The following is a 25387-nucleotide window of genomic DNA, read 5'->3' as shown; positions in this document are numbered from 1 at the left end:
TCCTCCCGCCTCACCCGCGGAACCGATACTGCGCGATCGACGACGGATGCATCTCGATCGAATAGCCGGGACGGCTCGGCGGCATGTAGGCCGCGCCTTTGATCACGCAGGGATCGACAAAGTGTTCATGCAAATGATCGACATACTCGATCACCCGGCCTTCGTGGGTGCCGGCAATGCACAGGTAGTCGATCATCGACAGGTGCTGCACGTACTCGCACAGCCCGACGCCGCCGGCGTGCGGGCAGACCGGCAGCTGGTATTTGGCCGCCATCAGCATCACCGCCAGCACTTCGTTGACGCCGCCAAGGCGGCAGGCGTCGATCTGCACCACGTCTACCGCGCCGCGCATGATGAATTGCTTGAACATGATGCGGTTCTGGCACATCTCACCGGTGGCCACCTTGACCGGCGCCACCCCTTCGCGGATGCGGCGGTGCCCTTCCACGTCGTCCGGGCTGGTCGGCTCTTCGATAAACCAGGGTTTGGCGAACGCCAGATGCTTCACCCACGGAATGGCTTCGTCCACCTCCCACACCTGGTTGGCGTCGATCATCAGCCGACGATCCGGGCCGATCACCTCGCGGGCGATGCGCACGCGGCGGATGTCGTCTTCCAGATCGCGCCCGACCTTCAGCTTCAGGTAGGAGAAACCGGCGTCGACCGCTTCCTGGCACAGGCGGCGCAGCTTGTCGTCCGGATACCCCAGCCAGCCGGCGGAGGTGGTGTAGCAGGGATAGCCTTCCTGCAGCAGCCGCGCCAGGCGCTGCTCTTTGCCCTCGGCCCGCTGCTTGAGCAGCGCCAACGCCTCCTGCGGCGTGATGCAGTCGGTGATGTAACGGAAGTCGATGCAGCGCACCAGCTCTTCCGGCGTCATCTCCGCCACCAGCCGCCACACCGGCTTGCCGACCGATTTGGCCCACAGATCCCACACCGCGTTGACCACCGCGCCGGTCGCCAGGTGAATGGCCCCCTTGTCCGGCCCGATCCAGCGCAGCTGGCTGTCGCTGGTGAAGCGCCGCCAGAAGGCGCCCATGTCGGCGGCGATATCCTCCAGCCGCTCGCCGACGATCTGGTGTTCCAGCGCGCGGATCGCCGCGCAGCAGATCTCGTTGCCGCGGCCGATGGTGAACGTCAGCCCGTGGCCGCTGAGATCCGCGCGATCGGTCTCCAGGATCACGTAGGCGGCGGAATAGTCGGGATCCGGATTCATGGCGTCGGATCCGTCCAGCCCCAGCGACGTGGGGAAACGAATGTCTTCAACCCGCAGTGCGGTAATGGTGGTCATGGCGGCGCTCCCGGTTAGGCCTGTACGGTTTGCTGGCGCTGTTCGCCCAGCCCTTCGATGCCCAGACGCATCGTCTGGCCCGCCCGCAGATAGATAGGCTGCGGTTTCTGCCCCATGCCGACGCCCGGCGGCGTGCCGGTGGAGATCACATCGCCCGGCTGCAGGCTCATGAAGCGGCTGAGGTAGCTGACGATCTGCGGAATGCGGAAGATCATGGTGCTTGTGTTGCCGTCCTGATAGCGCTTGCCGTCCACCTCCAGCCACAGGTTCAGGCTGTGCGGATCGGCGATCTCGTCGGCGGTCACCAGCCAGGGGCCGATCGGCCCGAAGGTGTCGCAGCCTTTGCCCTTGTCCCAGGTGCCGCCGCGCTCAATTTGATATTCGCGTTCTGAGACGTCGTTGATCACGCAGTAGCCGGCGACGTGGCGCATCGCGTCGGCTTCGCTGATGTAGCGTCCGCCCTGGCCGATCACCACGCCCAGCTCCACTTCCCAGTCGGTTTTCTGCGAGCCGCGCGGGATCTCCACCCGATCGTGGGGGCCGATCACCGCGCTGGTCCATTTGTTGAACACCACCGGTTCCTCAGGAATGGCGGCACCGGTCTCCGCCGCGTGATCGGCGTAGTTCAGGCCGATGCAGATAAACTTGCCGATGCCGCCGACGCAGGCGCCGAGGCGCGGCTGCCCTTCGACCAGCGGCAACGTGGCACTGTCCAGCGCGCGCAGTTTGGCGAGCGACGCCGGCAATAACGCGGCGCCCCCCACGTCGGCGATATGCTGCGACAAATCGCGCAGGCGGCCTTGCGCATCCAACATGCCGGGGCGCTCTTGCCCGGGTTGCCCGTAACGTAAAAGTTTCATGCCTTCCTCTCTCAAAAATGGCGGCTCAGTTGCTCCAGCCGCCGTCGATGATCTGCACCGTGCCGGTGGTGTATGAACTGGCGTCAGAGGCCAGATACAGCGCCAATTGGGCGATTTCCTCGGTGGTGCCGATGCGCCCGATCGGCTGACGGGCGACGAACGCCTGATACACCTCTTGCTCGCTGCGCCCCTGCTCGCGCGCCTGCTCGGCAATGCGCTGGCGCAGCGACGGCGACTCCACCGTGCCGGGGCAGATGGCGTTGCAGCGGATGCCCTGCGTGACGTAGTCCGCCGCCACCGAGCGCGTCAGGCCGATCACCGCCGCCTTGCTGGCGCTGTAAGCGAAGCGGTTCGGCACCCCTTTCACGCTCGAGGCCACCGAGGACATGTTGATGATCGAGCCTTTGCCGCGCGCCAACATGCCCGGCAGGAAAGCGCGGATCATGCGAAACATCGCGGTGACGTTGAGATCGAGCGCGAACGCCCACTGATCTTCGGTGCAATCGAGGATCGATCCGCTGTGCACCACGCCGGCGCAGTTGAACAGAACGTCGATCGGGCCGATCGCTTCCGCCGCCGCCGCGATGGCGGCCGGATCGGTGACGTTTAGCGTCAGCGCGCGGATCCCGGCAGAGCCCTGCAGGTGCTCGAGGTTGATATCGCTGGCGATCACTTCGGCGCCGGCGGCGGCGAACAGCCTGGCGGTGGTAAAACCGATCCCTTGCCCGGCGGCGGTGATCAGTACGCGTTTCCCGGTTAAATCCATCTTGACTCCTCGGCCTAAAGGTCTAATGGTCAGGCCACTAAAGGCGGTTAAAGGTCAGGCCTCTAACATGACAAAAGACGCTTTACGCGTTATCGTTGGGGGAAGAAGTTAATAAAACAGCCTTGAAACCGCATTTCAATTAACCTTTTTTTTACACTTGAATAACGATTACTCAAGCGCCTTATCGCATAATTGTGCGCCAAATCACTGAACGCTGAATCGTCAAAGGTCAAAAATGCCGATTACCCGACTGGAAAACCCAAGGATTTACAGACAGATAGCTGACCAGCTCAAACGTCTTATCGAGAATAACGAATTTCCGCCGGGCAACCGCCTGCCCTCGGAGCGGGATCTCGCCCAGCAGTTGCAGGTCAGTCGCGCGTCGGTACGCGAGGCGCTTATCGCGCTGGAAGTGATCGGCCTGGTGGACGTCAAGGTCGGCAACGGGGTGATCGTGCGCTCGCCAACGCCGCTGGCGCCGTCGCAGGAGCCGGTGATGGCCCAGGCCGGCCGCAACCAGTGGGCGGAGATCGACGACGAACTGAATATCGAGCTGGATTTCAACGCCGAGCTGCCGCCGTTTTCTCTGCTGCAAACCCGTCTGCTGATCGAACCGGAGACCGCCGCGCTGGCCGCGCGCCACGCCACCGACGAAGAGCTGGCGGGCATCCGCGCCGCCTACGAGCAGAACTGCCGCGATAACCGCGCCGGTTCCGCCACCCACCCCGGCGATCGGCTGTTCCACATCCGCATCGCCCAGGCCAGCGGCAACCCGGCCTATGCGTTCATCATCGGCCACCTGCTCGGCCACCGTTACGGCAGCATGTTCCGCGTGCTGCAACGCCACTATACGCCGGACGACATGCCGCACCGTTCCGAACTGGAACACCGGGCGATCCTGGCGGCGATCGAAGCGCGCGACGTGCGCGGCGCCCGCAAGGCGATGAAGGCGCACCTCGATGAAGTGATCGCCATTTTCGCCCGCGCGCAGTAGGCCGCCGGCGGTGAAAAAATTTTATCGCCACCGCTCTTTTTTCTACATGCAGCCGGGGCTCGGGCGCATTACACTGGGCGACGGATGAGCCCTTTCCCCGCTGCATTGTTAAATGGATAACGACCGTTGAAGAACTCTGTCTCCGCTTTATTGCTGGCGCTGGGCCTGTGCGCCGCGCCGCTGGCCGTGCAGGCCGCGCCCCCGCAGCTGGCTTCGCAAATCGTCGACCAGTATGCCGAACATATTTTCTACAACAGCGGCGCCACCGGCATGGCGCTGGTGGTGATCGACGGCAATCAGGTGGTTAACCGCAGCTTTGGCGATACCAAACCCGGCAACAACCTGCGTCCGCGCCCGGATTCGCTGATCCGCATCGCTTCGATCACCAAGCTGATGACCAGCGAAGTGATGGTGAAAATGGCGGCGGCAGGCCAGGTCAAACTGACCGACCCGCTGCGCAAGTACGCCCCCAAAGGCGCCTATGTGCCGGCTTACAACGCCGGGCAGCCGATCACCCTGCTGAACCTGGCGACGCACACCAGCGCGCTGCCGCGCGAGCAGCCGGGCAAGAAGCCGCCGAAAACGCCGGTGTTCACCTGGCCGACCAAGGCTCAGCGCTGGCAGTGGCTGGCACATGCCAACGTCACGGTACCGCCGGGCGTACGCGCCGCCTACTCCAACCTGGCGTATGACCTGCTGGCCGACGCGCTGTCGCGCGCCGCAGGCAAGCCCTACAACGCGCTGCTGAAAGAGAAAATCACCGCGCCGCTCGGCATGGTCGACACCACGCTGACGCCGAGCCCCGAGCAGTGCTCGCGCCTGATGGTGGCGGCGGCCGGCCCGAGCGCCTGCCGCGACACTACCGCCGCGGCCGGCAGCGGTGGCGTCTACTCCACCCCGCGCGATATGCAGCGCTGGATGCAGCAGTTCCTCTCCTCCAGCGCCAGCGGCCCGCGCAAAGCCACCGCCGCCAGCGAGCAAACCATGTACTTCCAGCGTCACGATCTGGTGTCGCTGAAGGGCATGGACGTGCCGGGGCAAGCGGATGCGTTGGGGTTGGGCTGGGTGTATATGGCACCGAAGGACGGGCTGCCGGGCATCATTCAGAAAACCGGCGGCGGCGGCGGGTTCATTACCTACATGGCGATGATCCCGGCGAAAAACGTCGGGGTGTTCGTGGTGGTGACCCGCTCGGAGCTGAGCAAGTTCACCAACATGAGCGATCCGGTCAACCGCCTGGTGAGCGATCTGGCGACCAACAAGAGTTGAAACGCGGGGCGCAGCAGGCTGCGCCCCAACGCCTCAGGCCGGCACCGCCATCGGGTGGATCACCGAATGGAAATTGCGCTTGAAGTAGATCAGCCCGTTGCCGGCTTCGCTCAGCGCGATCTGCTTGATCTGCACTAGGTACATCTGGTGGGTGCCGATGCTCTGGATCTGCTCGATCTCCCCTTCCAGGCTGGCCAGGGTATTGCGCAGCACCGGCTGCCCCAGCGCACCGAGCTGCCACTCTTCCAGCCGAAAACGATCTTCCATGCTTACGCCGGTCATGCCGGCGAAGTGGCGCGCCATCAGCTCCTGCTCGTGGTTGAGCACGTTGACGCACAGCCTGCGGTTTTCCTGAAACACCGGGTTCATCGCGCTGTTGCGGTTGATGCACACCAGCAGCGTCGGCGGCGTATCGGTTACCGAGCACACCGCCGTGGCGGTGATGCCGCAGCGTCCCGCCGGGCCGTCGGTGGTGACGATATTCACCGCCGCCGACAGGCTGGCCATGGCGTCGCGAAAGCGCAGGCGCTGTTCATTTTCCTGAGACATACCCCCTCCTCCTGAATTACTTCAGCAGATTATCCAACTGATTAATATCGTCATTGTTCCGCAGGTGCGGCACCTTCCAGCCGTGCTGATCGTAATCGGCCAGGCACTTGTCGACCATCTGCATCATGCGATCCATGTTGCCGGAACCCTGCGCGTGGCGCAGGCACTGCAGGCGGATCTCATCCTGGCTGCCGGCGTAGTTGATCTCATACAGCTCGTGACGGCCGCCGAATTCGCTGCCGATCGCATCCCACATCAGCTTGAGGATCTTGATGCGTTCGACGTGATCCATACCGTCCGATCCGCGCACGTAGCGTGCCAGGTACTTGTCGATCTCCGGGTTGTTCATGTCGCGCACGCTGGACGGCAGGTAGATCAGGCCGCTGGTGACGTTCTTCTCGATGATGTGTTTCACCTTGGTGTAGGCCATCGGCGCCATCACGCGGTAGGTTTGCAGCGCGGCAGAATCCGGCAGGTAGGCGCCGTTTTCCCATTTTGTGGCTTCGGCGCACATCGCGTCGCTCAGCGACCAGAACAGGTTGCGCCAGGCCACCACTTCGCCCAGATCGGCCTGCACGCCGCGGAACTCCAGCACGCCGGTGCACGAGAGGCTCTTTTGCAGCAGCGCGGTGATAAAGTCCATCTTCACCGCCAGGCGCACGCAGGCCTGCAGCGGGAACAGCCGGGCGAAACCGCCCTGGGTGCTCCAGCGGCGGCAGCGGTCGAAATCGCGGTAGATCAGCACGTTTTCCCACGGGATCAGCACATGATCCATAATCAGGATCGCGTCGTTCTCGTCGAAGCGGCTGGAGAGCGGGTAGTCGAACGGCGATCCGGTGGCGCCGGCCACCAGCTCGTAGGAGGCGCGCGAAATCAGCTTCACCCCTTCCGCGTCCATCGGTGCCACGAACATCAGCGCGAAGTCCGGGTTATCGCCCATCACCTGCGCCGATCCGAAGCCGATGAAGTTGTAGTGGGTCAACGCCGAGTTGGTGGCCACCACTTTGGCACCGCTGACCACGATGCCGGCGTCGGTCTCTTTCTCCACCTGAATGTAGACGTCCTTCACCTCGTTGACCGGCTTGTGGCGGTCGATCGGCGGGTTGACGATGGCGTGGTTGAAATAGAGCCCGGTTTCCTGAATGCGTTTGTACCAGTGGCGCGCATTGTCGGCGAACTGGCCGTAGAACTCCGGATAAGCGCCCAGTGCGCAGCCGAAGGCCGCCTTGTAGTCCGGCGTACGCCCCATCCAGCCGTAGCTTTGGCGCGACCAGTCGGCGATGGCATCGCGCTGCTGGCGCATCTCTTCCGGGCTGCGGGCGTAGCGGAAGAATTTGTGGGTATAGCCGCCGTTGCCGGTGTCGGTATTCCAGCACAGGCGATCCTGGCTGGCCGGATCGTGCAGCGCGTCGTACAGCTGGCCGACTGACGCCGCCGCGTTGCGGAACGCCGGATGGGTGGTGACGTCTTTCACGCGCTCGCCGTAAATGTAGATTTCACGGCTGTCCTGCAAACTTTTCAGGTATTCGGCGCCGGTGAACGGGCGTTTGCTGTCGGCACGAAAGTCTTCTGGTTTCATCGGGTCTTCCTCGTCATCGGCATTTTTCAGGCCGTGGAATCGGCCGTTTGTTAAAATAATGTTTTCTTTTGGTTGCTTAATTGAAGCTGCCAAAGCCGGTTTCGAGAAGAGACTTTTGCGGCAATCGCCGGTACTTTTCAGGTCAGTTTGCCGCTTTCACGGCAAACTGTGATCGCGGTTACGAAAGGGTGTGTTGCGCCGCGCGGTAGGTCGAGGGGGAACAGCCTTCCAGCCGATTGAAAAAACGGGCGAAATAGGCCGGATCCTTAAAGCCGAGGCTGTAGGCGGTTTCATGCACCGTACAGGCGCTGAACAGCAGCATGCGTTTGGCCTCGCGCAGCAGCCGATCGAAGATCAGCCGCTTGGGCGGCCGGTTGGCGAAGCGCCGGCACAGGTCGTTGAGCCGCGATTCGGTCACCCCCAGCGCCTGCGCATACTCCGGCACCGGCAGGTGCTCGCGAAAACGCTCGTCCACCATCTTGTTGAACCGCTGAAACAGCTGCAGTTCGCCGCGCACGCCGCTGTTGGCGCTGTCTTCCAGCGCGGTATTACGCAGCAGCAGCGTGAACACCGCCTGCGCCAGCAGCGCCAGCGTCTGTTCGCGCCCGGCCAGGTTCTGCCCGAACTCGCGGCGGATCAGCGCCCAGTAGTGGCTGAGCGCCGTCAGCTCCTGCGGCGCGTCGGCCAGCGACAGGCAGATGCCCGGCATGTCCAGCGCCAGGTTGCTGCCGGGATACAGGCGCTCCAACAGCGGCCAAATCAGCTCCTGGCGCACCGTCAGCACGTGGCCGTCGCTGTCCGGTTCGGTGAAGAACGCATGCGGCACCGACGGCGGCGTGAGGATGAACAGCGGCGCCTGCACCGAATAGTGCTGGTCGTCGAGCTGCAGCTCTATCTTGCCGGTTTCCAGGAAATGCACCTGGAAGAAGCAGTCGTGCCAATGCACCTGCATGTCGCGGCCGAAGAATGCCGCCAGCCCGGCGAAGGTTTCGTAGTGCACCTCGTCGGCGGCATAGCGCGCGTCATACTCTTTGCAAATATCGATGTTGGCGATAAAGCCGGTACTTTTCCGCACCTCATGACCTCCTGCAATCATGCCCACTTGCGCATCAAGGCGTCGCTCTCGGGCGCGAATCCTTCATCGGAATGCGCCACACCAACACGGCGCCGACGATCAACAGCGCCGAGACGAAATACAACCCGGAGTTGAAGCTGCCGGTCAGATCCTTGAACCAGCCGATCAACAGCGGGCTGAGCGCCGATCCGATGTTGCCGGTGGCGTTGATCACCGCGATCCCCACCGCGCGCGCTTCCAGACTGATCGACTGATCAGGCGTGGTCCAGAAGATCGCCATGGCGGTAAAGGAGCCGACCGAGGCCATCACGATCCCGAGCAACTGGATCAGGCTGTGATCGGTGGCGGACGCCAGCAGCCAGCCGGCGGCGGCGAACAGGTACGGCAGCGCGGTGTGATGCTTGCGCTCCTGCAGCCGGTCGGATCGTTTACTCCACCACACCATGCCGGCGATGGTGCAGATCTGCGGGATCGCCGCCAAAATGCCGATCGTCACGTTGCTGCTGCCCTGGTTGAAGCTTTGCAGGATCTGCGGCGTCCAGATGTTGATCGCGCTCAGGGTGTTGGTCAGGCAGAAATAGGCCAACGTATACATCAGCACGATCGGCGTGCAGATCTCGCGCCACAGGCTGCGCTGTTGCAGCGCGCGGTGGCTGCTCGGCCCGTTGGGCTGCACCAATTGAAGCTTGTCGGCCTCCATCATCGCCTGCAGGCTGGCTTTCTCCTCGTCGGTCAGCCACTTGGCCTTGGCCGGCGTATCGTCGAGGTAGAACCACACCACCACGCCCAGCAGCACCGACGGAATGCCTTCCAGCAGGAACAGCCACTGCCAGCCCTTCAGGTTCATCACCCCGTCCAGCGCCAGGATATAGCCGGAGACCAACGAGCCGATCGCCATGGTCACCGGCATGGCGATCATGAACAGCGCGTTGGCGCGGGCGCGATAAAACGCTGGGAACCAATAGGTGAGGTACACCAGAATGCCCGGCAGGAAACCGGCCTCGGTGATGCCGACGATCATGCGCAGCACGTACAGGCTGGTCGGCCCGGTGGCGAACATGGTGCAGGTGGAGGCGATGCCCCACAGCACCATGATGGTGGCGATCCAGCGCCGCGCGCCGACCCGGCTCAGCATCATGTTGCTCGGAATGCCGAAGATCACGTAGGTGACATAGAACAACGTCGCCGCCAGCCCGAACATGGTCGAGCTGAGGCCGAGATCTTTGCCCATCGTCAGCCCGGCGAAGCCGATGTTGATGCGATCGAGGAAAGAGAAAACAAACAATACGAACAGGAAAATGATCAGGCGCCGAAACAACTTTTTAATCACCGATTGCTCGGCGGCGGTTAACGCTTTATGTTGCTGCGCCGGGTTGGCCGGCTGCAGCGAATCGACGTGGTTCATGGTTCAGTAGACTCCCGATGAAGGTGCTTGCGCCCCGCCCCGTTTGAATTCGTCCGCCAGGGCTTCCGCCGCCCGCGCCAGCAGGGTGGTGTCCACCCCCACCGCAACGAACAGCGCGCCGGCCTCCAGATAGCGCTGCGCCAGTGCCTTATTGGCCATCAAAATGCCCGGCGCCTTGCCGGCGGCGCGGATGCGTGCAATCGCGTCGTCGATGGTGCGCTGCACCTCCGGGTGCTGCGGGTTGCCGGCGAAGCCCATGTCGGCGCTGAGATCCGCCGGGCCGATAAACACGCCGTCCACCCCATCCACCTGCAAAATGGCGTCGAGGTTTTTCACCGCTTCGCGGGTTTCAATCTGCACCAGCACGCACATCTGCTCATCGGCCTGCTGCAGGTAATCGGGCACCCGGTTCCAGCGCGAAGCGCGCGCCAGGGCGCTGCCGACGCCGCGCACGCCGTGCGGCGGATAGCGCGTGGCGCGCACCGCGTCGCGCGCCTGTTCGGCGTTTTGAATCATCGGGATAAGCAAGGTTTGCGCGCCGACGTCCAGCAGCTGCTTGATGATCACCGCGTCGTTCCACGGTGGCCGCACCACCGGCTGGCTCGGGTAAGGCGCGACCGCCTGCAGCTGCCCCAGCACCGTTTGCACGTTGTTGGGCGCATGTTCGCCGTCGATCAGCAGCCAGTCGAAACCGGCGCCGGCCAGCAGCTCGGCGCTGTAGCTGCTGCACAGCCCGAGCCACAGCCCGATCTGCGGGCGTTTTTCCTGCAGCGCACGCTTGAAGTGGTTGGTTAACATCGCATTCTCCCTGACAAGCGGGCGTAGCGCATGGCCCCGCCCGGTTTATTGCGGCCCGGTTCGCCGAGCCTGCTTTTTAGACGAAGCGGCAGCTGATGCAGCCCATCGGGCCGTAGTCGACGTGGAAGGTATCACCGCGCCGCGCCGGCACCGGCCGGGTGAAGGAGCCGCCGAGGATCACCTGCCCCGCTTCCAGCTCCACCTCATACGGCGCCAGCTTGTTGGCCAGCCAGGCCACGCCGTTGGCCGGGTGGTTGAGCACCGCCGCCGCCACGCCGGATTCTTCAATCACGCCGTTGCGGTACAGCAGCGCGGAGATCCAGCGCAGATCCAGCGCATCCGGCTTGATCGGCCGCCCACCCATCACCACCCCGGCGTTGGCGGCGTTGTCGGAGATGGTGTCGAACACCTTGCGCGGCCGCTGAGTCTCGGGATCGACGTTGTGGCTGCGCGCGTCGATGATCTCCAGCGCGGGAATGACGTAGTCGGTGGCGTTGTAGACGTCGAACAGCGTGCAGTTCGGCCCGCGCAGCGGCTTGGCCAGCACGAACGCCAGCTCCACCTCCACCCGCGGCACGATAAAGCGATCGATCGGAATGTCGCTGCCGTCGTTGAAGAACATGTCGTCCAGCAGCGCGCCGTAGTCCGGCTCGGTGATCTGCGAGCTCACCTGCATGGCGCGCGAGGTCAGGCCGATCTTGTGGCCTTTGAGCGTGCGTCCCTCGGCGATCTTCAGCTCCACCCACTGCCGCTGAATGGCATAAGCGTCTTCGATGGTGATCTCGGGATGATCGAGCGACAGCGCGCGGATCTGTTCACGGCTCTTTTCCGCCTGATGCAGGCGCTGTACGGCGCGATTAACCTGCTCTTTATCCAGCATGTACGACCCCTTATTCACGCCTTGTTGAACAGCGCGTGGACATTGTTCTGTTTGTAATTCAGCACCGGATCCAGCTCTTCCATGGTGAAAGAGAGCGCCAGGTAACGCTGCGCCATCAGCGCGGCGAAGTGTTCCTTGATCAGCGCAAACAGCATCTCCCCCACCTGCTGGCGGCTTTCCAGACTGCGGCCGTGGCCGATCTTCAGCGTCATGTGCACGAAGGCGTAGTCCTGCTTGCCGTCGGCCATCTGCCAGGTGTCGAGCCAGATGGCGCGGCTGCGCACGCCGGCCAGCGGAAAGATGCCGGTCGCCGCCAGCGCCTCGTTGACCTTGGCGAACAGGGTGGGCAAATCCGCCTCGCGGCGGATGTTGTCGGTACATTCAGCGTAAAAATGGGGCATAGCGTTCTCCAGACGGCAAATATGCGCGGGCGCCCCGCGCAGCGGCATTTACAGCGTATTGCCAAGCTTGAAACCTTTTTCCGTATCGCCCTCACGGGTGTAGGAAAAACCGTCTGCGCCGATGGTGACGGCCATTTCGCTGGGCGCACTGCGCTCGATGACCGGCTGTGGCTGCCCATCGAGATCCAGCACCAGCGAACCTTCGGTATACCAGCTCGGCACCACCGGATTGCCCCACCAGTCGCGGCGCTGGTTGTCATGCACGTCCCAGGTCACGGTCGGGTTGTCCGGATCGCCGGTGTAGTAATCCTGCGTGTAGATTTCCACGCGGTGGCCATCGGGATCGCGCAGGTAGAGGTAAAACGCGTTGGAGACGCCGTGACGGCCGGGGCCGCGTTCGATCAAATCGGATTTGCGCAGCGCGCCAAGCTTGTCGCAGATGGCCAAAATATTGTGCTTTTCATGGGTGGCGAAGGCGATGTGGTGCATGCGCGGCCCGGCGCCGCCGGTCATCGCGGTATCGTGCACCGTCGCCTTGCGGCGCATCCAGGCGGCGTAAACCACGCCGTCTTCATCGCGGATGTCTTCCGTTACGCGGAAGCCCAGCCCCTGGATGTATTCCACGGCGCGCGGCACGTCAGGGGTGATTTGGTTAAAGTGGTCGAGGCGCACCAGCGCGCCCGGCGTATACAGATCGTAGCGCCAGGCCAGGCGCTCGACGTGCTGCACGTCGTAGAAAAACTCATACGGGAAACCGAGCGGATCCTCTACCCGCACCGCATCGCCGATACCTTTGGCGAACCCGTTCACCCGCCGCTCGGTACGGCAGCCAAGCGCCTTGAAATACGCTTCGGCGCGATCGACGTCTTCCGGCGTGCGCACGCGGAAAGCAAACGCCGCCACGGCGGCGACCGGGCCTTCGCGCAGCACCAGGTTATGGTGAATGAACTCCTCCATCGAACGCAGATAGAGGGTTTTATCCTCTTCGGCGGTCACGACCAGGCCGAGGATATCGACGTAAAATTCGCGTGCGGCTTTAAGGTTCGTGACCTGAATTTCCATGTAGGCGCAGCGCACGACGTCGGGAGCAGGGACAGCATCAGTGGTCAATTTTGTCGTCATTGTTCTCATCTCTTTCGTTATTATTGTGGCCTGAGGCTCAAACGCCCCATTTCGGGATCGGGTGGTCGCCCATGGAAATGCACACGTTCTTCATTTCGGCGAACACTTCGAAGCTGTATTCGCCGCCTTCGCGGCCGGTGCCGGAGGCTTTCACGCCGCCGAACGGTTGGCGCAGATCGCGTACGTTTTGGGTGTTGACGAAAACCATGCCCGCTTCAATGCCGCGGGCCAGGCGCAGAACCTTGCTCACATCCTGCGTCCAGATGTACGACGCCAGGCCGTACTCCACGTCGTTGGCCATGCGCAGGCCGTCTTCTTCTGATTTGAACGGCAGCAGGCAGGCCACCGGCCCGAAGATCTCCTCCTGCGCCACGCGCATCCGGTTGTCGACATCCGCCAGCACCGTCGGGCGCAGGAAGTTGCCGTGGCTCAGGCCGGCCGGTTTGTCCGGGCCGCCGGCCAGCAGGGTCGCCCCTTCTTCCACCCCGAGGCGGATATAGCCGGAGACTTTTTCCCAGTGCTGCGGGCTGATCAGCGCCCCCACCTGGGTGTTGGGATCTTGCGGATCGCCCACGCGCAGGCGGTTGGCGCGCTCGGCGAAACGTTTGACGAATTCCGGGTAGATGCTCTCCTGAATGAAGATGCGCGAACCGGCGGTGCAGCGTTCGCCGTTGATCGAGAAGATGGTGAACAGCGCGGCGTCGAGCGCCCGCTCGATGTCGGCGTCTTCAAAGATCAGCACCGGCGACTTGCCGCCCAGTTCCATGGAGAATTTCTTCAGCCCGGCGCTTTCGATGATGCGGCGGCCGGTGGCGGTGCCGCCGGTGAAGGAGACCGCGCGCACGTCTTTATGGCGCACCAGCGCGTCGCCGGCGGTGGCGCCGTAGCCCTGCACCACGTTCAACACCCCGGCCGGAATGCCGGCCTCCAGCGCCAGTTCGCCCAGGCGATCGGCGGTCAGCGGCGACAGTTCGGACATCTTCAGCACCGCGGTGTTGCCCAGCGCCAGGCAAGGCGCGGTTTTCCAGGTGGCGGTCATGAACGGTACGTTCCACGGCGACACCAGCGCGCACACCCCCACCGGCTGCACCAGCGTGTAGTTGAGCATCTTGTCGTCCACCGGGTAGGTCTTGCCGTTCATCTGCTGGCACACCTCGGCGAAGAACTCGAAGTTGTGCGAAGCGCGCGGGATCAGCACGTTTTTGGTCTGGTGGATCGGCAGGCCGGTGTCGGCGGTTTCCAGTTCGGCGATCTGCGGCACGTTCTGGTCGATCAGCTCGCCCAGGCGGCGCATCAGGCGCGCGCGCTCTTTCATCGGCGTGTTGGCCCACTTGGGGAACGCCTCTTTCGCCGCCGCCACCGCCTGGTCTATCTCCAGCTGGCCGCCGGAGGCCACCTCCGCCAACACCTCACCGTTCGCCGGGTTGGTGGTGGTGAAATACTCTTTGCTGGCGACGTTCTTGCCGTTGATCCAGTGGTTGATGGTTTTCATCGCAGGCTCTCCTCGTAATCTTTTTCACTGATAATGTGGTTAACCAGACGGCCGATGCCCTCGATCTCCACCACCACTTCGTCGCCCGGCTGCACGTCGGCCAGCCCTTTCGGCGTGCCGGTGGCGATCATGTCGCCCGGCTGCAGCGTCATGAATTCGCTCAGGTAGGCTATCAGGAACGGAATGTCGAAAATCATGTCGGCGGTGCTGCCGCGCTGGCGCAGCTCACCGTTGACGTAAGTGCTGAGCGCTAGCCGGTGCGGATCGGCGATGTCGTCGCGATCGACGATATACGGCCCGATCGGCGTCAGGGTGTCGCGGCTCTTCACCCGCAGATTCGGCCGGTAGTAGTTCTCCAGGTAATCGCGGATGGCGTAGTCGTTACACAGGGTGTAACCCGCCACGTACTCCATGGCGTGCTCGCGGCTGACGTTGCGCGCGGTCTTGCCGATCACCGCCACCAGCTCGGCTTCGTAATGCATATACTCCACGCCGGCCGGGCGCACCGACACCTGGCGATGGCCGGTCAGGGTGTTCGGTGCCTTGAGGAACACCAGCGGCTCTTCCGGTGCTTTGAATTCCAGCTCGCTGGCGTGGTCGGCATAGTTCAGCCCCAGGGCGAACACCGTGCCCTGCGCCGGCGGCAGCCATTCCACTTCGCGCTCCTGCAGCACCTCGCCGTTCGGCAGCGTGACGCGCAGCTGCTCGTCCACCTGCACGTTGAAGATCTGGCCATGATGGCGAATACGGGCATGTTTCATGATGCGGCTCCTGCCTGGGTGACGCGGTTGGTCAGCGTGGGCAGGCCGGCGGCGCGCACCGTCACCTCATCCCCCGGTTTGATCTCCACCCGCTGGTGCGGGGTGCCGATCAGCACCGCATCCCCCGGCTGCAGGGTGATGAAGTCGCTGATGGCGGCGATCAGCTCCGGCACCGAGCGCACCAGATCGGCGGTGGACCAGCGATCCTGTTCCACGCCGTTGATCTCGGTGACGATCTCCAGCCGATCGGCTGTCTCCAGTTGGCCGATCTCCCCCAGCGGGCAGAACCCGTCGCGGCATTTGGCCTTGATCGCCGGGCGGTAGAAGCTGCTCTCCGGCAGGCTGACGTCGTTGGCCAGCGCGTAACCGGCCAGATAACGGCCCACCTGCGCCGCCGGCACCTTGCGCGCGGTATCGCCGATGATCACCGCCAGCGTGCCGCCGCTGTGCACGGTTTCACCGGCCGGAAACGGGATCGCCCCGCCGTTGGCGAGGTGGGTGTTGCGCGGTTTGATAAACCACACCGGGGTTTTGGGCGGGGTCTGATACGGTGGCTGGTGAAACGCCTGATCCCAGGCGTCCAGTTGGCTGCGGTGGTTCAGCGCAACGGAAAAAACGGTGCCTTTCATGCGAACTCCTCCAATGGCAAAACATGACAACCGGCATTCATTAACATATTAATGATTACTTTTATACGCTGTGCAGCTTTTACGCAATGCGCTTGGAGTGATTTGTGATCGTGATAACAAAATATTCACAAATAACGAACATTAGCGTGATTATTCAATGTATTAATCATTTTTATCGCCATTTTTCGCTGCGCCACGCATTTTTGCTTTATCCCTACGGGTAACTTTGGCTACTATTAAGTTATTAACAAAATCGGGCTTTGCGGGGCAGGCGCCCCCATAACGAGCGCCGTAACAACGAACACCTTGATAGCTAAGGCCAAACTTATGCATGAATCGTTAACCATCGCCCTGCTGCAGGCGCGTGAAACCGCCATGGGGTTCTTTCGCCCGATCCTGAAAAGCCACAACCTGACCGAGCAGCAGTGGCGCATCATCCGCGTGCTGGCCAACAGCCGCTCGATCGAATTCCACGAGCTGGCGGCGGAAACCTGCATCCTGCGTCCCAGCCTGACCGGCATTCTGTCGCGCATGGAGCGTGACAAGCTGATCTTCCGCCTGAAGCCGGTTAACGATCAGCGCAAGCTGTACGTGTCGCTGACCCAGCAGGGCCAGGATCTGTATGAAGTGGCACGCCACCAGGTGGAACAGGGCTACGCCGAGATTGAAGCCGCTTTCTCGCGGCAGAAAATGGACCAGCTGATGACGCTGCTGGACGAGCTGATCACCCTGGGCGACAGCCTGCCCGCCAACGTCACCGCGCATCCCGCCAAGCAGTGATTTAACCAACCGGAATTCTCAAATTAATTGACGTTGCAGCCAACAACGCTGCAGCGTCAGGTAAGCAGAGAATTCGTTTCCGGCAGCAGCGCGCCGCCGTCCACCACCAGCGTCTGGCCGGTGATGTAGGCCGCCGCCGGCGAGGCGAGAAACACCATCGCCGCGGCGATGTCTTCCGGTTCCCCCAGCCGCCCGAGTGGCACCGAGGCGGCGATCGCCTGATTCACCTGCGCATCGCCCAGGTTGGCCATCGCCGGCGTGCGGATCATCCCCGGCTCCACGCCGTTGACGCGAATGTTCTCCGCCGCCAATTCCAGCGCCGCCGCGCGAATAAACCCGTTCACCCCGGCCTTGGAGGCGGCGTAGTGCGCCAGCCCCGGGTAGGCCACCCGCGGGCCGGTCACCGACGAGGTCACCAGAATGCAGCCGCCGCCCCGGCGGCGCATCCACGGCAGCGCCGCCTGCGCCAGAAAGAACGGCGCCATCAGATTGACGCTCAGCGTGCGTTGCAGCAGGGCCGCGTCGATGGCGGCGAACGGCGTCAGCGGAAAGTAAGCGGCATTGTGGATCACCACGTCCAGCCGTTGATGCCGCTCACCTACCGCCGTCACCCCCTCGGCAATCTGCCCCGGCTCGGCCAGATCGCAGGCCAGCGCCTGCACGCTCAGCCCTTCGTCCCGCAGCGCCTGCGCCGCCGCCTGCGCCTGCGGGAGTTGCACGTCCGCGATCGTCACCTCGGCGCCCAGCCGGGCAAAGGCGCTGACGATCGCCAGCCCAATGCCCTGAGCGCCGCCGGTTACCAGCACCGCCTGCCCCGCGAAGGCGTCGGCCGCATAGGTTGCGCTCATCGGCCTATCCTCGCGGGTGGCGCGTGGTGTTCAACACCTGTGCATGGGCGCCGACCGCAAAGTTGCTCAGCGCGCTGAAATCGCTGCCCTGATAACCGAGGATCTTGCCGTCGGTGCGCATGCCCTGCAGATCGATCATCACCACGCCCAGCGTCGGAATGATCTTCTCGCGCCAGACGAACAGATAAAGCTGCTCCGCCACCTTCACGTAATGGCAGCGATCGACGTCCGCCAGCCCTTTCTCCACCCCGTCCAGACACTGCCAGGCGTAGAAGTTGTCGTTCAGGTAGATATGCTCGTACCGTTCGGTTGGGCTGTAGGTGTACATGTTGCGCATGCCGATCAGCTCATCGGTAAAGCCCGGCGGCGCCACGTCGGCGTCATCCAGCGTGCCGAATCGGAATTCGGCCTCGACCGCGGTCAGCGGCAGCCCCTGCTCCACCCGGCTGAAGGCGTCGAGCCGCGCCTGCGCTTCGTCCGGCAGTTGGCCGTATACCGCGGTGAAATTGCCCTGATTGCGGTCGCATACCAGCGTAATGCTGGCGTTGGCGCGGGCAGGATCGAGAAAATCGATGAACAGCACGCCGGGGCGAATGCTGGTGGCGCGATAGGCGACGCCCCGCCGTTCACCCCACTCCAGCGTCTGCTCGTCGGTGAACCGGCAGCGTTGCGTCGCGCCGTCGCTAAAGCGCAGCGTCAACGTACTGCCCGCCAGGTCGTGCTGGCGTTCCAGCGTATTGCTGTGCGGCGCAAAGCCTTCCGCCAGCGCGCCAACCTGAATGAATACCGCTTCTGAACTCATGGAAATGCTCCTTACAGGGAAGTGAAAGCCAGGGTCGGCACATCGACGATGGTGGAGCCGCCGTCGGCCACCAGCGCCGCGCCGGTAATGATTGAAGCCTCGTTGGAACACAGGAAACGGCACACGCGGGCGATCTCCTCGGCGCTGGCCGGGCGGCGCAGCGGCACGTCGCGGCAGACCATCTGGTAAGCCTGCTCCAGCGAAATCTGATGGGCGTCCATCAGCAGTTGCATCTCTTCGTCCGCCATCGGCGTGGTCACCCAGCCCGGGCACACCGCGTTGGCGCGCACGCCCAGCGGGCCATAGTCGCGGGCGATGGAACGCATCAGCCCGATCAGCGCATGTTTGGCGGTGACGTAGCCGCAGACCTCCGGCCCGGCGGCCAGCGAGGCGATCGAGGCCACGAACAGCAGGTTGCCGCCGCTTTTAATCAGCTCCGGCAGGCAGGCGCGCGCGCTGGCGAAAGCGCTGTTGAGGTTGCTGTCCATCGCCCCTTGCCACTGCGCGTCGGTCATCTCGGTGATGCGCTTGAAGCCCATGCCGCCGGCGCTGCCGATCAGGCAGTCGATGCGCCCGGCTTCGCGCAGAATGGCCGGCAGCAGCGCGTGGTTCCAGCTCTCGCCGCTGGCGGCATCGCCCACCAGCGCCTGCGCGCCGATCTCTTGCGCCAGCGCCGCCAGCGGTTCCGGGCGGCGGCCGATGATAAACACCCGATCGCCCTGCGCCGCCAGCAGACGGGCGCAGGCGGCGCCGACGCCGGTGCCGCCGCCGGTAATCACAACCACTCTATTCATGATTCAGCTTCTCCATCAGTTGGCCGATCATCAGCAGGCTGCTCAACAGCAGCCGCCGCTGTTCGGCATCCAGCCGCAGGTAGCGGCGGCCGGCCGGTAAACGGCTGACCACCTCCGACGCGGCGAAATGCTCAATATCCACCTGCCAGCGCCCATCGTTCGCCGTCAGCCGCACGCGGCGAAAATCCAGCTGCGCCAGCGTCTCGCCGATCTGCGGGTAGCGCTGCAGGCCGTCCAGCAACCGCTGCGCGGCCGCATGGCGCTGGCGCAGCAGATAACGCACCCCGCGCCGCCGCAGCCAGCCGCCGGTCACCACGTCCAGCGTCAGCGGAGGTTGCATCGCGCACGCGCCCTGCAACCGAAAGCGGTGGCTGACGATATGCGCCATAAACAGCCCCTGCACCTGTTCGCCGATCTCGATCTGCGGCCCCTGCGGCAGCGTCAGCCGCAGCAGGCCCGGCGCCAGGCGTTCGCACGCGTAGGGTTCCAGGTTGCGCGCCAGACGATCCAGCGCGGCGCCCGGCCGATAGCCCGACGGCGCTCGCCGCCAGGCGCGATTAAGTGAGGGAAGTAAGCCGATCAAACTGCGCCTCCTCGTTTTCACCCTTGGCGAACGCGTTCTCCAGCACCTGCTCGACCGGCACCGGCTTGAACGGATTCACTTTCTGCACGCACAGCGTCCAGAACAGCGCATAGGCGGCGGTCAGGCCGATCATCCAGCCGAAGGGAATGTAGATATCGCTCGGGTTCATTCCCGGCGGCGTGATGTAAACGATGGCCAGCACGATGCCAACGCTGGAAACGATCTGCGGCAGCGGGAACCACGGCGATTTATAGGCGCGCGGCAGATCGGGGCGGCGCACGCGCAGGATCACCACCGAGCAGGTCACCAGCAGGTAGGCCACGCCCCAGGCGCACACCGCCGCCAGCACCAGCGGAATGATCCTGTCGAGGTTGCCCTGAATGGCGAAGGCGTGTACGCAGGGGATCAACACCGCCACCAGAATGCCGACCACCGGCGTTTTAAAGCGCGGGTGCAGATAAGCGAACATGCGCGGCAGCGCGCCGTCCAGCGCCATGCCGTACAGAATGCGCGGCACCGCCGCCATCAGCGTGTTGATGGTCGCGGCGCCGGCCAGCAGCAGGCCGACGCCCAGCCAGTATTTGCCGAACTGGCCCATTACCTGGCCGGCGAACGCCGGGATGGCCATCGGCGTTTCCAGCAGGCGCGCGCCGCTGGCGGCGTCGATCACCACGTTTTCCACCTGGTGGCTGAGCGCCGCGCCATACAGCGCCATGCACACCGCCACGCCGCACAACCCCAGCGCCATCGCGCGCGGGATCACCCGATCGCAACGTTTGATCTCCGGCGCCATCGGCGTCACCAGCTCACAGCCGACGAACATGAACATCGCCATGCCGATCAGGCTGAACACCGCGAAGGGATCGTTCAGGCTCAGCGTGCTGCCGAACCAGCCCTCGAGCGGCACCGCATGCGGCGACAGCAGCCCGACGATGCCAAAAATCACCAGCGTGCTCCACATGGCGAAGGTCAGCACGATCTCCGCCTTGCCGAAGGCCTCGATGCCGAACGCGTTGAGCAGGCCGAACACGACAACCAGCCCGACGCCGACCATCCAGGAGGCGTTGTGGCTTTCCATCAGGGTGTTGAGATGCTCGAAGTTCACCAGCGCCATGATGCCGGAGAGAATGGTCTCGGCGGTGCCGGCGAAGATGTGCACGATCAGGTAGGCCGACAGCGCGCCGGTGATGGCGAAAAAGCGCCCCATGCCGCAGGAGATGTAGTCGTAAACCGAACCGGAGGTCGGCAGCAGCGCCGCCGCTTCGGAGAAGGTGGTGAGCTGCGCCTGCATCATGATGAAGGCGATCAGCATCGCCAGCGCGAAGGTGTCGCCGCCGATACCGAAGCCGCTGGTGACCGTCAGGATCACCGGGCTGGCCATGATCACCCCGACCGAACTGGCCAGGGTGGTGGGAAAGCCGACCTTGCCTCGAGCCAGGTGGGCGTGCAACCGCGACGACAGGTTCATGGTTATTTCCTCTTATAGTTTTGGCCTGATGCATGCAGGTGCTTGCAGGTTTTTCACCGCCAGCGGCGGTAATCTCACTATAGAGAGGAAAGGAAAATGCTGACTATCGTCCTTAAGGACGAGACGCTTTCAACCTGCGGCCGCGCTCACGGCGGCGCGCCACTGCCTCGCCCCCTGCGGGCTGCGCGGGTAGGCGCGCAGCGGCGCCAGCAGCGCGGAAAAGAAAGCGTAATAGCCGGCACACAGCCGGTTGTAGCGATCTTCGCCCACATGCGCCGGGCAGCCGCCCTGGCAGACGCTTTTCACGCTGCAGCGTTGGCACTCGCGGCGCAGGCTCTTGTTTTTACCGAACGGCATCTCCGCCGCCCTTGCCGCCAGGGTGGCGAGCGGCGTGTGGCGATCGGCATGGCCGAGCAGGTGCTGCGCGTTGATCAGATGATCGCAGGCGTAAAGCCGCCCGTCCGGCTCCATCACCAGATTGCCGCCGCAGCGTTCGGCGTGTACGCAGCTGGGGCTAACGTGGGTGAAATACTGCGCGTAGACCTGCTCGATATTCATCACGAAGACCTGGCCAACGTGCCCGCGGCTGCGCCAGCGGCGGTACACCGCCAGCATGAAGCGCCCCCAGTTGGCGGCGCTCAGCCCATAGCCGGCGGTGGGCGCGTCTCCTTCCAGCATCAGCGGCTGGAACTGCAGATAGCGCGCCCCGATCGCCACCGCATGATCGTAGATCGCCTCGGCGCGATCCGCGACGCCGTCGTGCACCACCATCAGCAGGTTGAAATCGATCTGATGGCGCTGCAACAGCGCAATGCCGCGCAGCGCCGCGTCATAGCTGGCGCCGCCGCGCTTGTCCGGCCGGTGGGCGTCCTGCACCTCGCGGTCGCCGTCCAGGCTGACGCCGAGGATAAAGTGATGCTGCCGGAACAGCCGGCACCAGGCGTCGTTCAGCAGGGTACCGTTGGTCTGCAGGCTGTTGCTGATCCGCACGCCCGGCGGCGCGTAGCGGCGTTGCAACGCCAGTGCCCGCTTGTAAAAGCCGATCCCCGCCAGCAGCGGCTCACCGCCCTGCCAGACGAAGTTGATCTCGCGGCTGTAACGCGGCTGGGCGGCGATGTAGCCGCGAATAAATTCCGCCAGCAGGTCGTCGTCCATCTTGCGCGTCCGCTCTTGCTGGCGCTGCGGGTAGTAACAGTAGCGGCAGCCCAGGTTGCAGCCGGCGCCGATCGGCTTCACCAGCAAATGAAAAGGCGCCGCCGCGCGCGGTTCGCTCTCTACCGGGATCTGCTGCGCGCGCAGCTGGGCCAGGTTCATAGCGCCGCCTGTGGCAACGGTTTGTGGGTCAGCGGATCCAGGCCGATGTAGTCGCCGGTGCTGGCGTCTACGCCGAGATAGTCGATCGCTGCGCCTTTGGCTTCAATGACCATGCCCTGCTGCGCAAAGCGGCGATACGCCTCGCTCAGCCGTTTGACTCGATCCGGATTGGCGGCGGCCAGATCGCGCGTTTCCAGCGGATCGTCATGCAGGTTGAACAGCCCCCACGGCGCCATCTGCGCCGTCGGCCCGGCCTTCACCAACCGCCGCAGCTTCCAGACGCCGTCGACATAGGCGGTCTGGTTATGCAGCTCCACGCCGTAGGTCGCGCGCGGCACGCCGTCGGCCTCGCCGCTGAAATAGCGCTTGAAGCTGACGCCGACCATCGGCAGCGTCGGTTTGGCCTTCAGCGGTTTGTTGGCGTCGATGCCGGCATAGTCATACAGCGTCGGCGCGATGTCATACACCGCCATCGGCGTGCGGTCGATGCCGCCGCGCCCTTTCAGCCGCGGCGCGGAGATGATGAAATCGGTATTAATGCCGCCCTGCGCGCTGGTGGTTTTATGGTAGTTGGCATACGGCGCGTTGCTGACGTTGGCCCAGTGCGGCCCGTAGGAAATGAACGATCCCTTGCGGCCGAGGTTGGCGTAGCTGTTGTCGAACTGCCGCCAATACTCCGGCTTCGAGCCGTAGTAGAAGCCGCTGGCGGGGTTGGCGCCGTTGTCGGTGGCGAACACGATCACCGTATTTTGGTCGCGGCCGGTCTGCTTCAGGGTGTTCAGCACCGCGCCGACCTGATCGTCCATGTAAGCGATCATCGCCGCGTACACCTGCATGGTCTTGGCTTCATATTTTTGCTGCTCGGGCGTCAGCGCATTCCAGGCCTTATCCAGCGCCAGCGTCGGCATCGGCGTGCGATCGGAAATCAACCCCAGCGCCTTCAGGCGCTGAATGCGCCGCTGATAGGCCTGCTGGTAACCGGCGTCGTATTTGCCGTCGAATTTGGCGATCCAGTCATCCGGCGCCTGCAGCGGATCGTGCGGCGCGGTAAATGCCAGATAGGCGAAGACGGGCTTATTCTGCGGTGTCTCGCGGATCCACTGTTCCAGCTGATCGGCATAGGCCTTGCTGGAATAGAAATCTTTGGGCAACGACACGCGTTTGCCGTTCAGGGTGTAGAAGGTATGGAACGCCTCCACGGTGCCCAGCGGTTTCGCATCGTCGAAATGGCTGGTGCCGCCCCCCATAAAGGCGAAGGCGCGCTCGAAGCCGCGATCGGTCGGTTTGGCGCCGTCGACATAGCCCAGGTGCCATTTGCCCGCCATCATGGTGGCGTAACCCGCGTCGCGAAAACGCTCCGGCAATGTGGTCACGCGGTCGGTCAGCCGCATTTCATAGCCCGGCTGCGCGGCGGTGCTCTCATACCACCACATGCCGCCCATGCCGGCCTGCTGATTGGTGTTGCCGGTCATCAGCATCGACCGCGCCGGCGCCGACATCGGCGAGGTGTAATACTGGCTCATGCGCACGCCCCGTTCGGCCAGCGCCTGCAGGTTGGGCGTCGGTATCTCGCCGCCGAACGGGCTGATGTCGGAGTAGCCCATATCGTCCACCAGAATGATCAGCACATTGGGGCGATCGGCGTCCGCCCCCTGCGCCAGGCCCGATAAGGCGCCGCTCAACGCCACCGCCAACGTTTTTTTCTGCATCGTTCGTTCCCCGTATGGTCATGCGGACTGAACCACCCGACGCCTCAGCCCGAGAAAGGTCATCATTTTTTCGTCTTATACGTTTGGCGCCGCCTGGCGCTATCTTCAATTCGCAGTGTAGGAAGCGGCGGAAAAGCCTGGCTATCGTTCTTAAGAACGAGGAACGGCTCCACTCGTGCCGGTTGTAGCACGCGCAGGGCGGCGAGGGCTTCGTCCGGGTAAGCACTGAAAAGCGCTGTAAATTCAGCGGGAAAAGCGGTGAATTATTTCATTAACCTATTAATGAAAATCGCGAAAAATCCGCCCTGAAAAGCCCTGATTAACGCAGTGTCATCTTGTTATTTATGTGTTTTATTGCAATCGGCCTCACGTTGTTAATATGTTTTTATTGTGTTGCTAAATTGCTATAACTATGCTTGTATCGTTCATATATTGACCGCCAACCTTCTCCAGACTGAACGATAAAGGGAGGAACACGAATCATGCACAGCACAGCATCCGATGCCTTTATCAACAGTTGTTTGGCGACCATTGCGCATCTGATCCCGGTGTCCGCCGGGGTGTTTTATCTGGTCGATCGCGACCTGCGGCCGGATCACTACATCCTGCACGGCGTCTCCGATAACACCCATCAGCAGTATCTGAACCACTTCCAGCAAATAGACCCGATGAAGCCAGCCAATTTCTACCGGCAAGATACCGTCATGGTTGGCATGAGTTCGGCGATGATCGCCGCCAATGGTCATTACTATCATGATTTTATGCTGCCGAACGACATGCACGATATTACGGAGATTTTCATTCGCCAACGCAAACGCATCGTCGCCGGAGTGTCGCTGATCCGCGATACGCCGTTTACCGACGTGGAGCGCGGCCGCCTGCGCGCGGTGCTGCCGCTGATCGAGCTGGCGACGCGCGATCTGCTGCCCGACGGCGAGGCGCAGTTGCTGACCGCCAAAGAGCAAGAGATCGTCAACATGGTGCGCGAAGGCGCCAGCAATAAGCGCATCGCCCTGAAGCTGGGCATTTCGCTGTCCACGGTGAAAACCCATATGCGCAATATTTTCGCCAAAACCGACGTGGTGAACCGCACCGAACTGGTCGCCGGCGGCTTTCTCGCCCACGGTTAACGCCCGATAACGGCCGCCGCTGCCGGCGGCCGGAAAATAACGCCAGAACGTATTCGCCATTTATGGCGCGGCTTCCTCCTGCCCGCAATCG

Annotated in this window: 25 protein-coding genes; 4 read left to right on the top strand and 21 right to left on the bottom strand. The window is 63.3% G+C overall.

The features are described from left to right. Positions 1-10 precede the first annotated feature (10 nt). Genes ACUTSC_RS15325 through ACUTSC_RS15315 form a run of 3 tightly spaced genes read right to left on the bottom strand, consistent with a single transcriptional unit; the run spans position 11 to position 2914 of the window. Positions 11-1288: an L-fuconate dehydratase gene (locus ACUTSC_RS15325; protein WP_060440810.1), complete on the bottom strand. Its 1278-nt coding sequence runs from the start codon at positions 1286-1288 to the stop codon at positions 11-13. 14 nt (positions 1289-1302) lie between these two features. Further along, on the bottom strand, positions 1303-2148 hold the full coding sequence (locus tag ACUTSC_RS15320; RefSeq protein ID WP_049202360.1) for a fumarylacetoacetate hydrolase family protein: 846 nt from the start codon (positions 2146-2148) through the stop codon (positions 1303-1305). Positions 2149-2173: 25 nt separating this feature from the next. Continuing rightward, entirely contained in the window at positions 2174-2914 is a 741-nt protein-coding gene (locus ACUTSC_RS15315; RefSeq protein WP_197767039.1) for an SDR family oxidoreductase, read from the bottom strand. A gap of 235 nt (positions 2915-3149) precedes the next feature. Between ACUTSC_RS15315 and ACUTSC_RS15310 the strand changes: the two genes are divergently transcribed. Next, positions 3150-3908, top strand: a complete 759-nt coding sequence (locus ACUTSC_RS15310; RefSeq protein ID WP_445653421.1) for a FadR/GntR family transcriptional regulator — start codon at positions 3150-3152, stop codon at positions 3906-3908. 126 nt (positions 3909-4034) lie between these two features. Then, positions 4035-5177 (top strand): D-alanyl-D-alanine-carboxypeptidase/endopeptidase AmpH, encoded by a 1143-nt coding sequence (ampH, locus tag ACUTSC_RS15305; protein WP_063991490.1) that lies wholly within the window; start codon positions 4035-4037, stop codon positions 5175-5177. A gap of 33 nt (positions 5178-5210) precedes the next feature. Here the strand turns inward: ampH and hpaC are convergent, their stop codons facing one another. The 11 genes from hpaC to ACUTSC_RS15250 all read right to left on the bottom strand — a co-directional run bounded on the left by hpaC (position 5211) and on the right by ACUTSC_RS15250 (position 15868). Beyond that, a complete protein-coding gene (gene hpaC / locus ACUTSC_RS15300; RefSeq protein ID WP_033636989.1) occupies positions 5211-5726 on the bottom strand; it encodes a 4-hydroxyphenylacetate 3-monooxygenase, reductase component in 516 nt (171 codons plus the stop codon). 16 nt (positions 5727-5742) lie between these two features. Further along, positions 5743-7305 (bottom strand): 4-hydroxyphenylacetate 3-monooxygenase, oxygenase component, encoded by a 1563-nt coding sequence (hpaB, locus tag ACUTSC_RS15295; RefSeq protein ID WP_033636988.1) that lies wholly within the window; start codon positions 7303-7305, stop codon positions 5743-5745. Positions 7306-7483: 178 nt separating this feature from the next. Further along, complete coding sequence (gene hpaA / locus ACUTSC_RS15290; protein WP_197767040.1) at positions 7484-8380, bottom strand: 4-hydroxyphenylacetate catabolism regulatory protein HpaA; 897 nt, start codon at positions 8378-8380, stop codon at positions 7484-7486. Positions 8381-8414: 34 nt separating this feature from the next. Beyond that, positions 8415-9785: a 4-hydroxyphenylacetate permease gene (gene hpaX / locus ACUTSC_RS15285; RefSeq protein ID WP_038878424.1), complete on the bottom strand. Its 1371-nt coding sequence runs from the start codon at positions 9783-9785 to the stop codon at positions 8415-8417. Between the two features lie 3 nt (positions 9786-9788). After that, positions 9789-10583 carry a 4-hydroxy-2-oxoheptanedioate aldolase gene (gene hpaI / locus ACUTSC_RS15280; RefSeq protein WP_049235379.1) on the bottom strand — a complete coding sequence of 265 codons (795 nt, stop codon included), beginning with the start codon at positions 10581-10583 and terminating at the stop codon, positions 9789-9791. A gap of 76 nt (positions 10584-10659) precedes the next feature. Continuing rightward, complete coding sequence (gene hpaH, locus ACUTSC_RS15275; RefSeq protein ID WP_004933170.1) at positions 10660-11463, bottom strand: 2-oxo-hept-4-ene-1,7-dioate hydratase; 804 nt, start codon at positions 11461-11463, stop codon at positions 10660-10662. A 14-nt stretch (positions 11464-11477) separates the two neighbouring features. Further along, positions 11478-11864 (bottom strand): 5-carboxymethyl-2-hydroxymuconate Delta-isomerase, encoded by a 387-nt coding sequence (locus tag ACUTSC_RS15270; RefSeq protein WP_004933172.1) that lies wholly within the window; start codon positions 11862-11864, stop codon positions 11478-11480. 48 nt (positions 11865-11912) lie between these two features. Next, entirely contained in the window at positions 11913-12986 is a 1074-nt protein-coding gene (gene hpaD, locus ACUTSC_RS15265) for a 3,4-dihydroxyphenylacetate 2,3-dioxygenase (RefSeq protein WP_089180517.1), read from the bottom strand. Positions 12987-13023: 37 nt separating this feature from the next. Further along, positions 13024-14478, bottom strand: coding sequence for a 5-carboxymethyl-2-hydroxymuconate semialdehyde dehydrogenase (gene hpaE, locus ACUTSC_RS15260; RefSeq protein ID WP_033636981.1), 1455 nt, complete (start codon positions 14476-14478; stop codon positions 13024-13026). Continuing rightward, positions 14475-15239 carry a fumarylacetoacetate hydrolase family protein gene (locus ACUTSC_RS15255; RefSeq protein WP_197767041.1) on the bottom strand — a complete coding sequence of 255 codons (765 nt, stop codon included), beginning with the start codon at positions 15237-15239 and terminating at the stop codon, positions 14475-14477. Before ACUTSC_RS15255 ends, hpaE begins: the two co-directional genes overlap by 4 nt. Next, positions 15236-15868: a fumarylacetoacetate hydrolase family protein gene (locus ACUTSC_RS15250; protein ID WP_197767042.1), complete on the bottom strand. Its 633-nt coding sequence runs from the start codon at positions 15866-15868 to the stop codon at positions 15236-15238. Before ACUTSC_RS15250 ends, ACUTSC_RS15255 begins: the two co-directional genes overlap by 4 nt. Positions 15869-16195: 327 nt before the next feature. On the opposite strand from ACUTSC_RS15250, the gene hpaR reads away from it, so the two are divergent. Beyond that, entirely contained in the window at positions 16196-16648 is a 453-nt protein-coding gene (hpaR, locus tag ACUTSC_RS15245; RefSeq protein WP_004933183.1) for a homoprotocatechuate degradation operon regulator HpaR, read from the top strand. Between the two features lie 56 nt (positions 16649-16704). Here the strand turns inward: hpaR and ACUTSC_RS15240 are convergent, their stop codons facing one another. The 7 genes from ACUTSC_RS15240 to ACUTSC_RS15210 all read right to left on the bottom strand — a co-directional run bounded on the left by ACUTSC_RS15240 (position 16705) and on the right by ACUTSC_RS15210 (position 24166). After that, positions 16705-17496 carry an SDR family oxidoreductase gene (locus tag ACUTSC_RS15240; RefSeq protein WP_197767043.1) on the bottom strand — a complete coding sequence of 264 codons (792 nt, stop codon included), beginning with the start codon at positions 17494-17496 and terminating at the stop codon, positions 16705-16707. A 4-nt stretch (positions 17497-17500) separates the two neighbouring features. Continuing rightward, entirely contained in the window at positions 17501-18298 is a 798-nt protein-coding gene (locus ACUTSC_RS15235) for a MoaF C-terminal domain-containing protein (protein WP_197767044.1), read from the bottom strand. Between the two features lie 11 nt (positions 18299-18309). Then, a complete protein-coding gene (locus ACUTSC_RS15230; RefSeq protein ID WP_197767045.1) occupies positions 18310-19092 on the bottom strand; it encodes an SDR family oxidoreductase in 783 nt (260 codons plus the stop codon). Then, positions 19085-19675, bottom strand: a complete 591-nt coding sequence (locus tag ACUTSC_RS15225; RefSeq protein ID WP_197767046.1) for a DUF3156 family protein — start codon at positions 19673-19675, stop codon at positions 19085-19087. Before ACUTSC_RS15225 ends, ACUTSC_RS15230 begins: the two co-directional genes overlap by 8 nt. Continuing rightward, positions 19650-21143, bottom strand: coding sequence for an APC family permease (locus ACUTSC_RS15220; protein ID WP_100396024.1), 1494 nt, complete (start codon positions 21141-21143; stop codon positions 19650-19652). The genes ACUTSC_RS15225 and ACUTSC_RS15220 overlap by 26 nt, the downstream gene beginning before the upstream one ends. A 129-nt stretch (positions 21144-21272) precedes the next feature. Continuing rightward, positions 21273-22457, bottom strand: a complete 1185-nt coding sequence (locus tag ACUTSC_RS15215; RefSeq protein WP_197767047.1) for an anaerobic sulfatase maturase — start codon at positions 22455-22457, stop codon at positions 21273-21275. Continuing rightward, the gene (locus tag ACUTSC_RS15210) at positions 22454-24166 is read right to left on the bottom strand and encodes a sulfatase-like hydrolase/transferase (protein WP_197767048.1); all 1713 of its coding nucleotides are present in this window, start codon (positions 24164-24166) and stop codon (positions 22454-22456) included. The genes ACUTSC_RS15215 and ACUTSC_RS15210 overlap by 4 nt, the downstream gene beginning before the upstream one ends. Before the next feature lie 482 nt (positions 24167-24648). Between ACUTSC_RS15210 and ACUTSC_RS15205 the strand changes: the two genes are divergently transcribed. After that, positions 24649-25296 carry a LuxR C-terminal-related transcriptional regulator gene (locus ACUTSC_RS15205; RefSeq protein WP_197767049.1) on the top strand — a complete coding sequence of 216 codons (648 nt, stop codon included), beginning with the start codon at positions 24649-24651 and terminating at the stop codon, positions 25294-25296. The last annotated feature ends 91 nt before the right edge of the window (positions 25297-25387 follow it).

This window comes from Serratia sp. TSA_105.2 (assembly GCF_052692115.1).
Note: the sequence above shows the minus strand (reverse complement) of the source record. Positions and strands in the feature narration are given on the sequence as shown.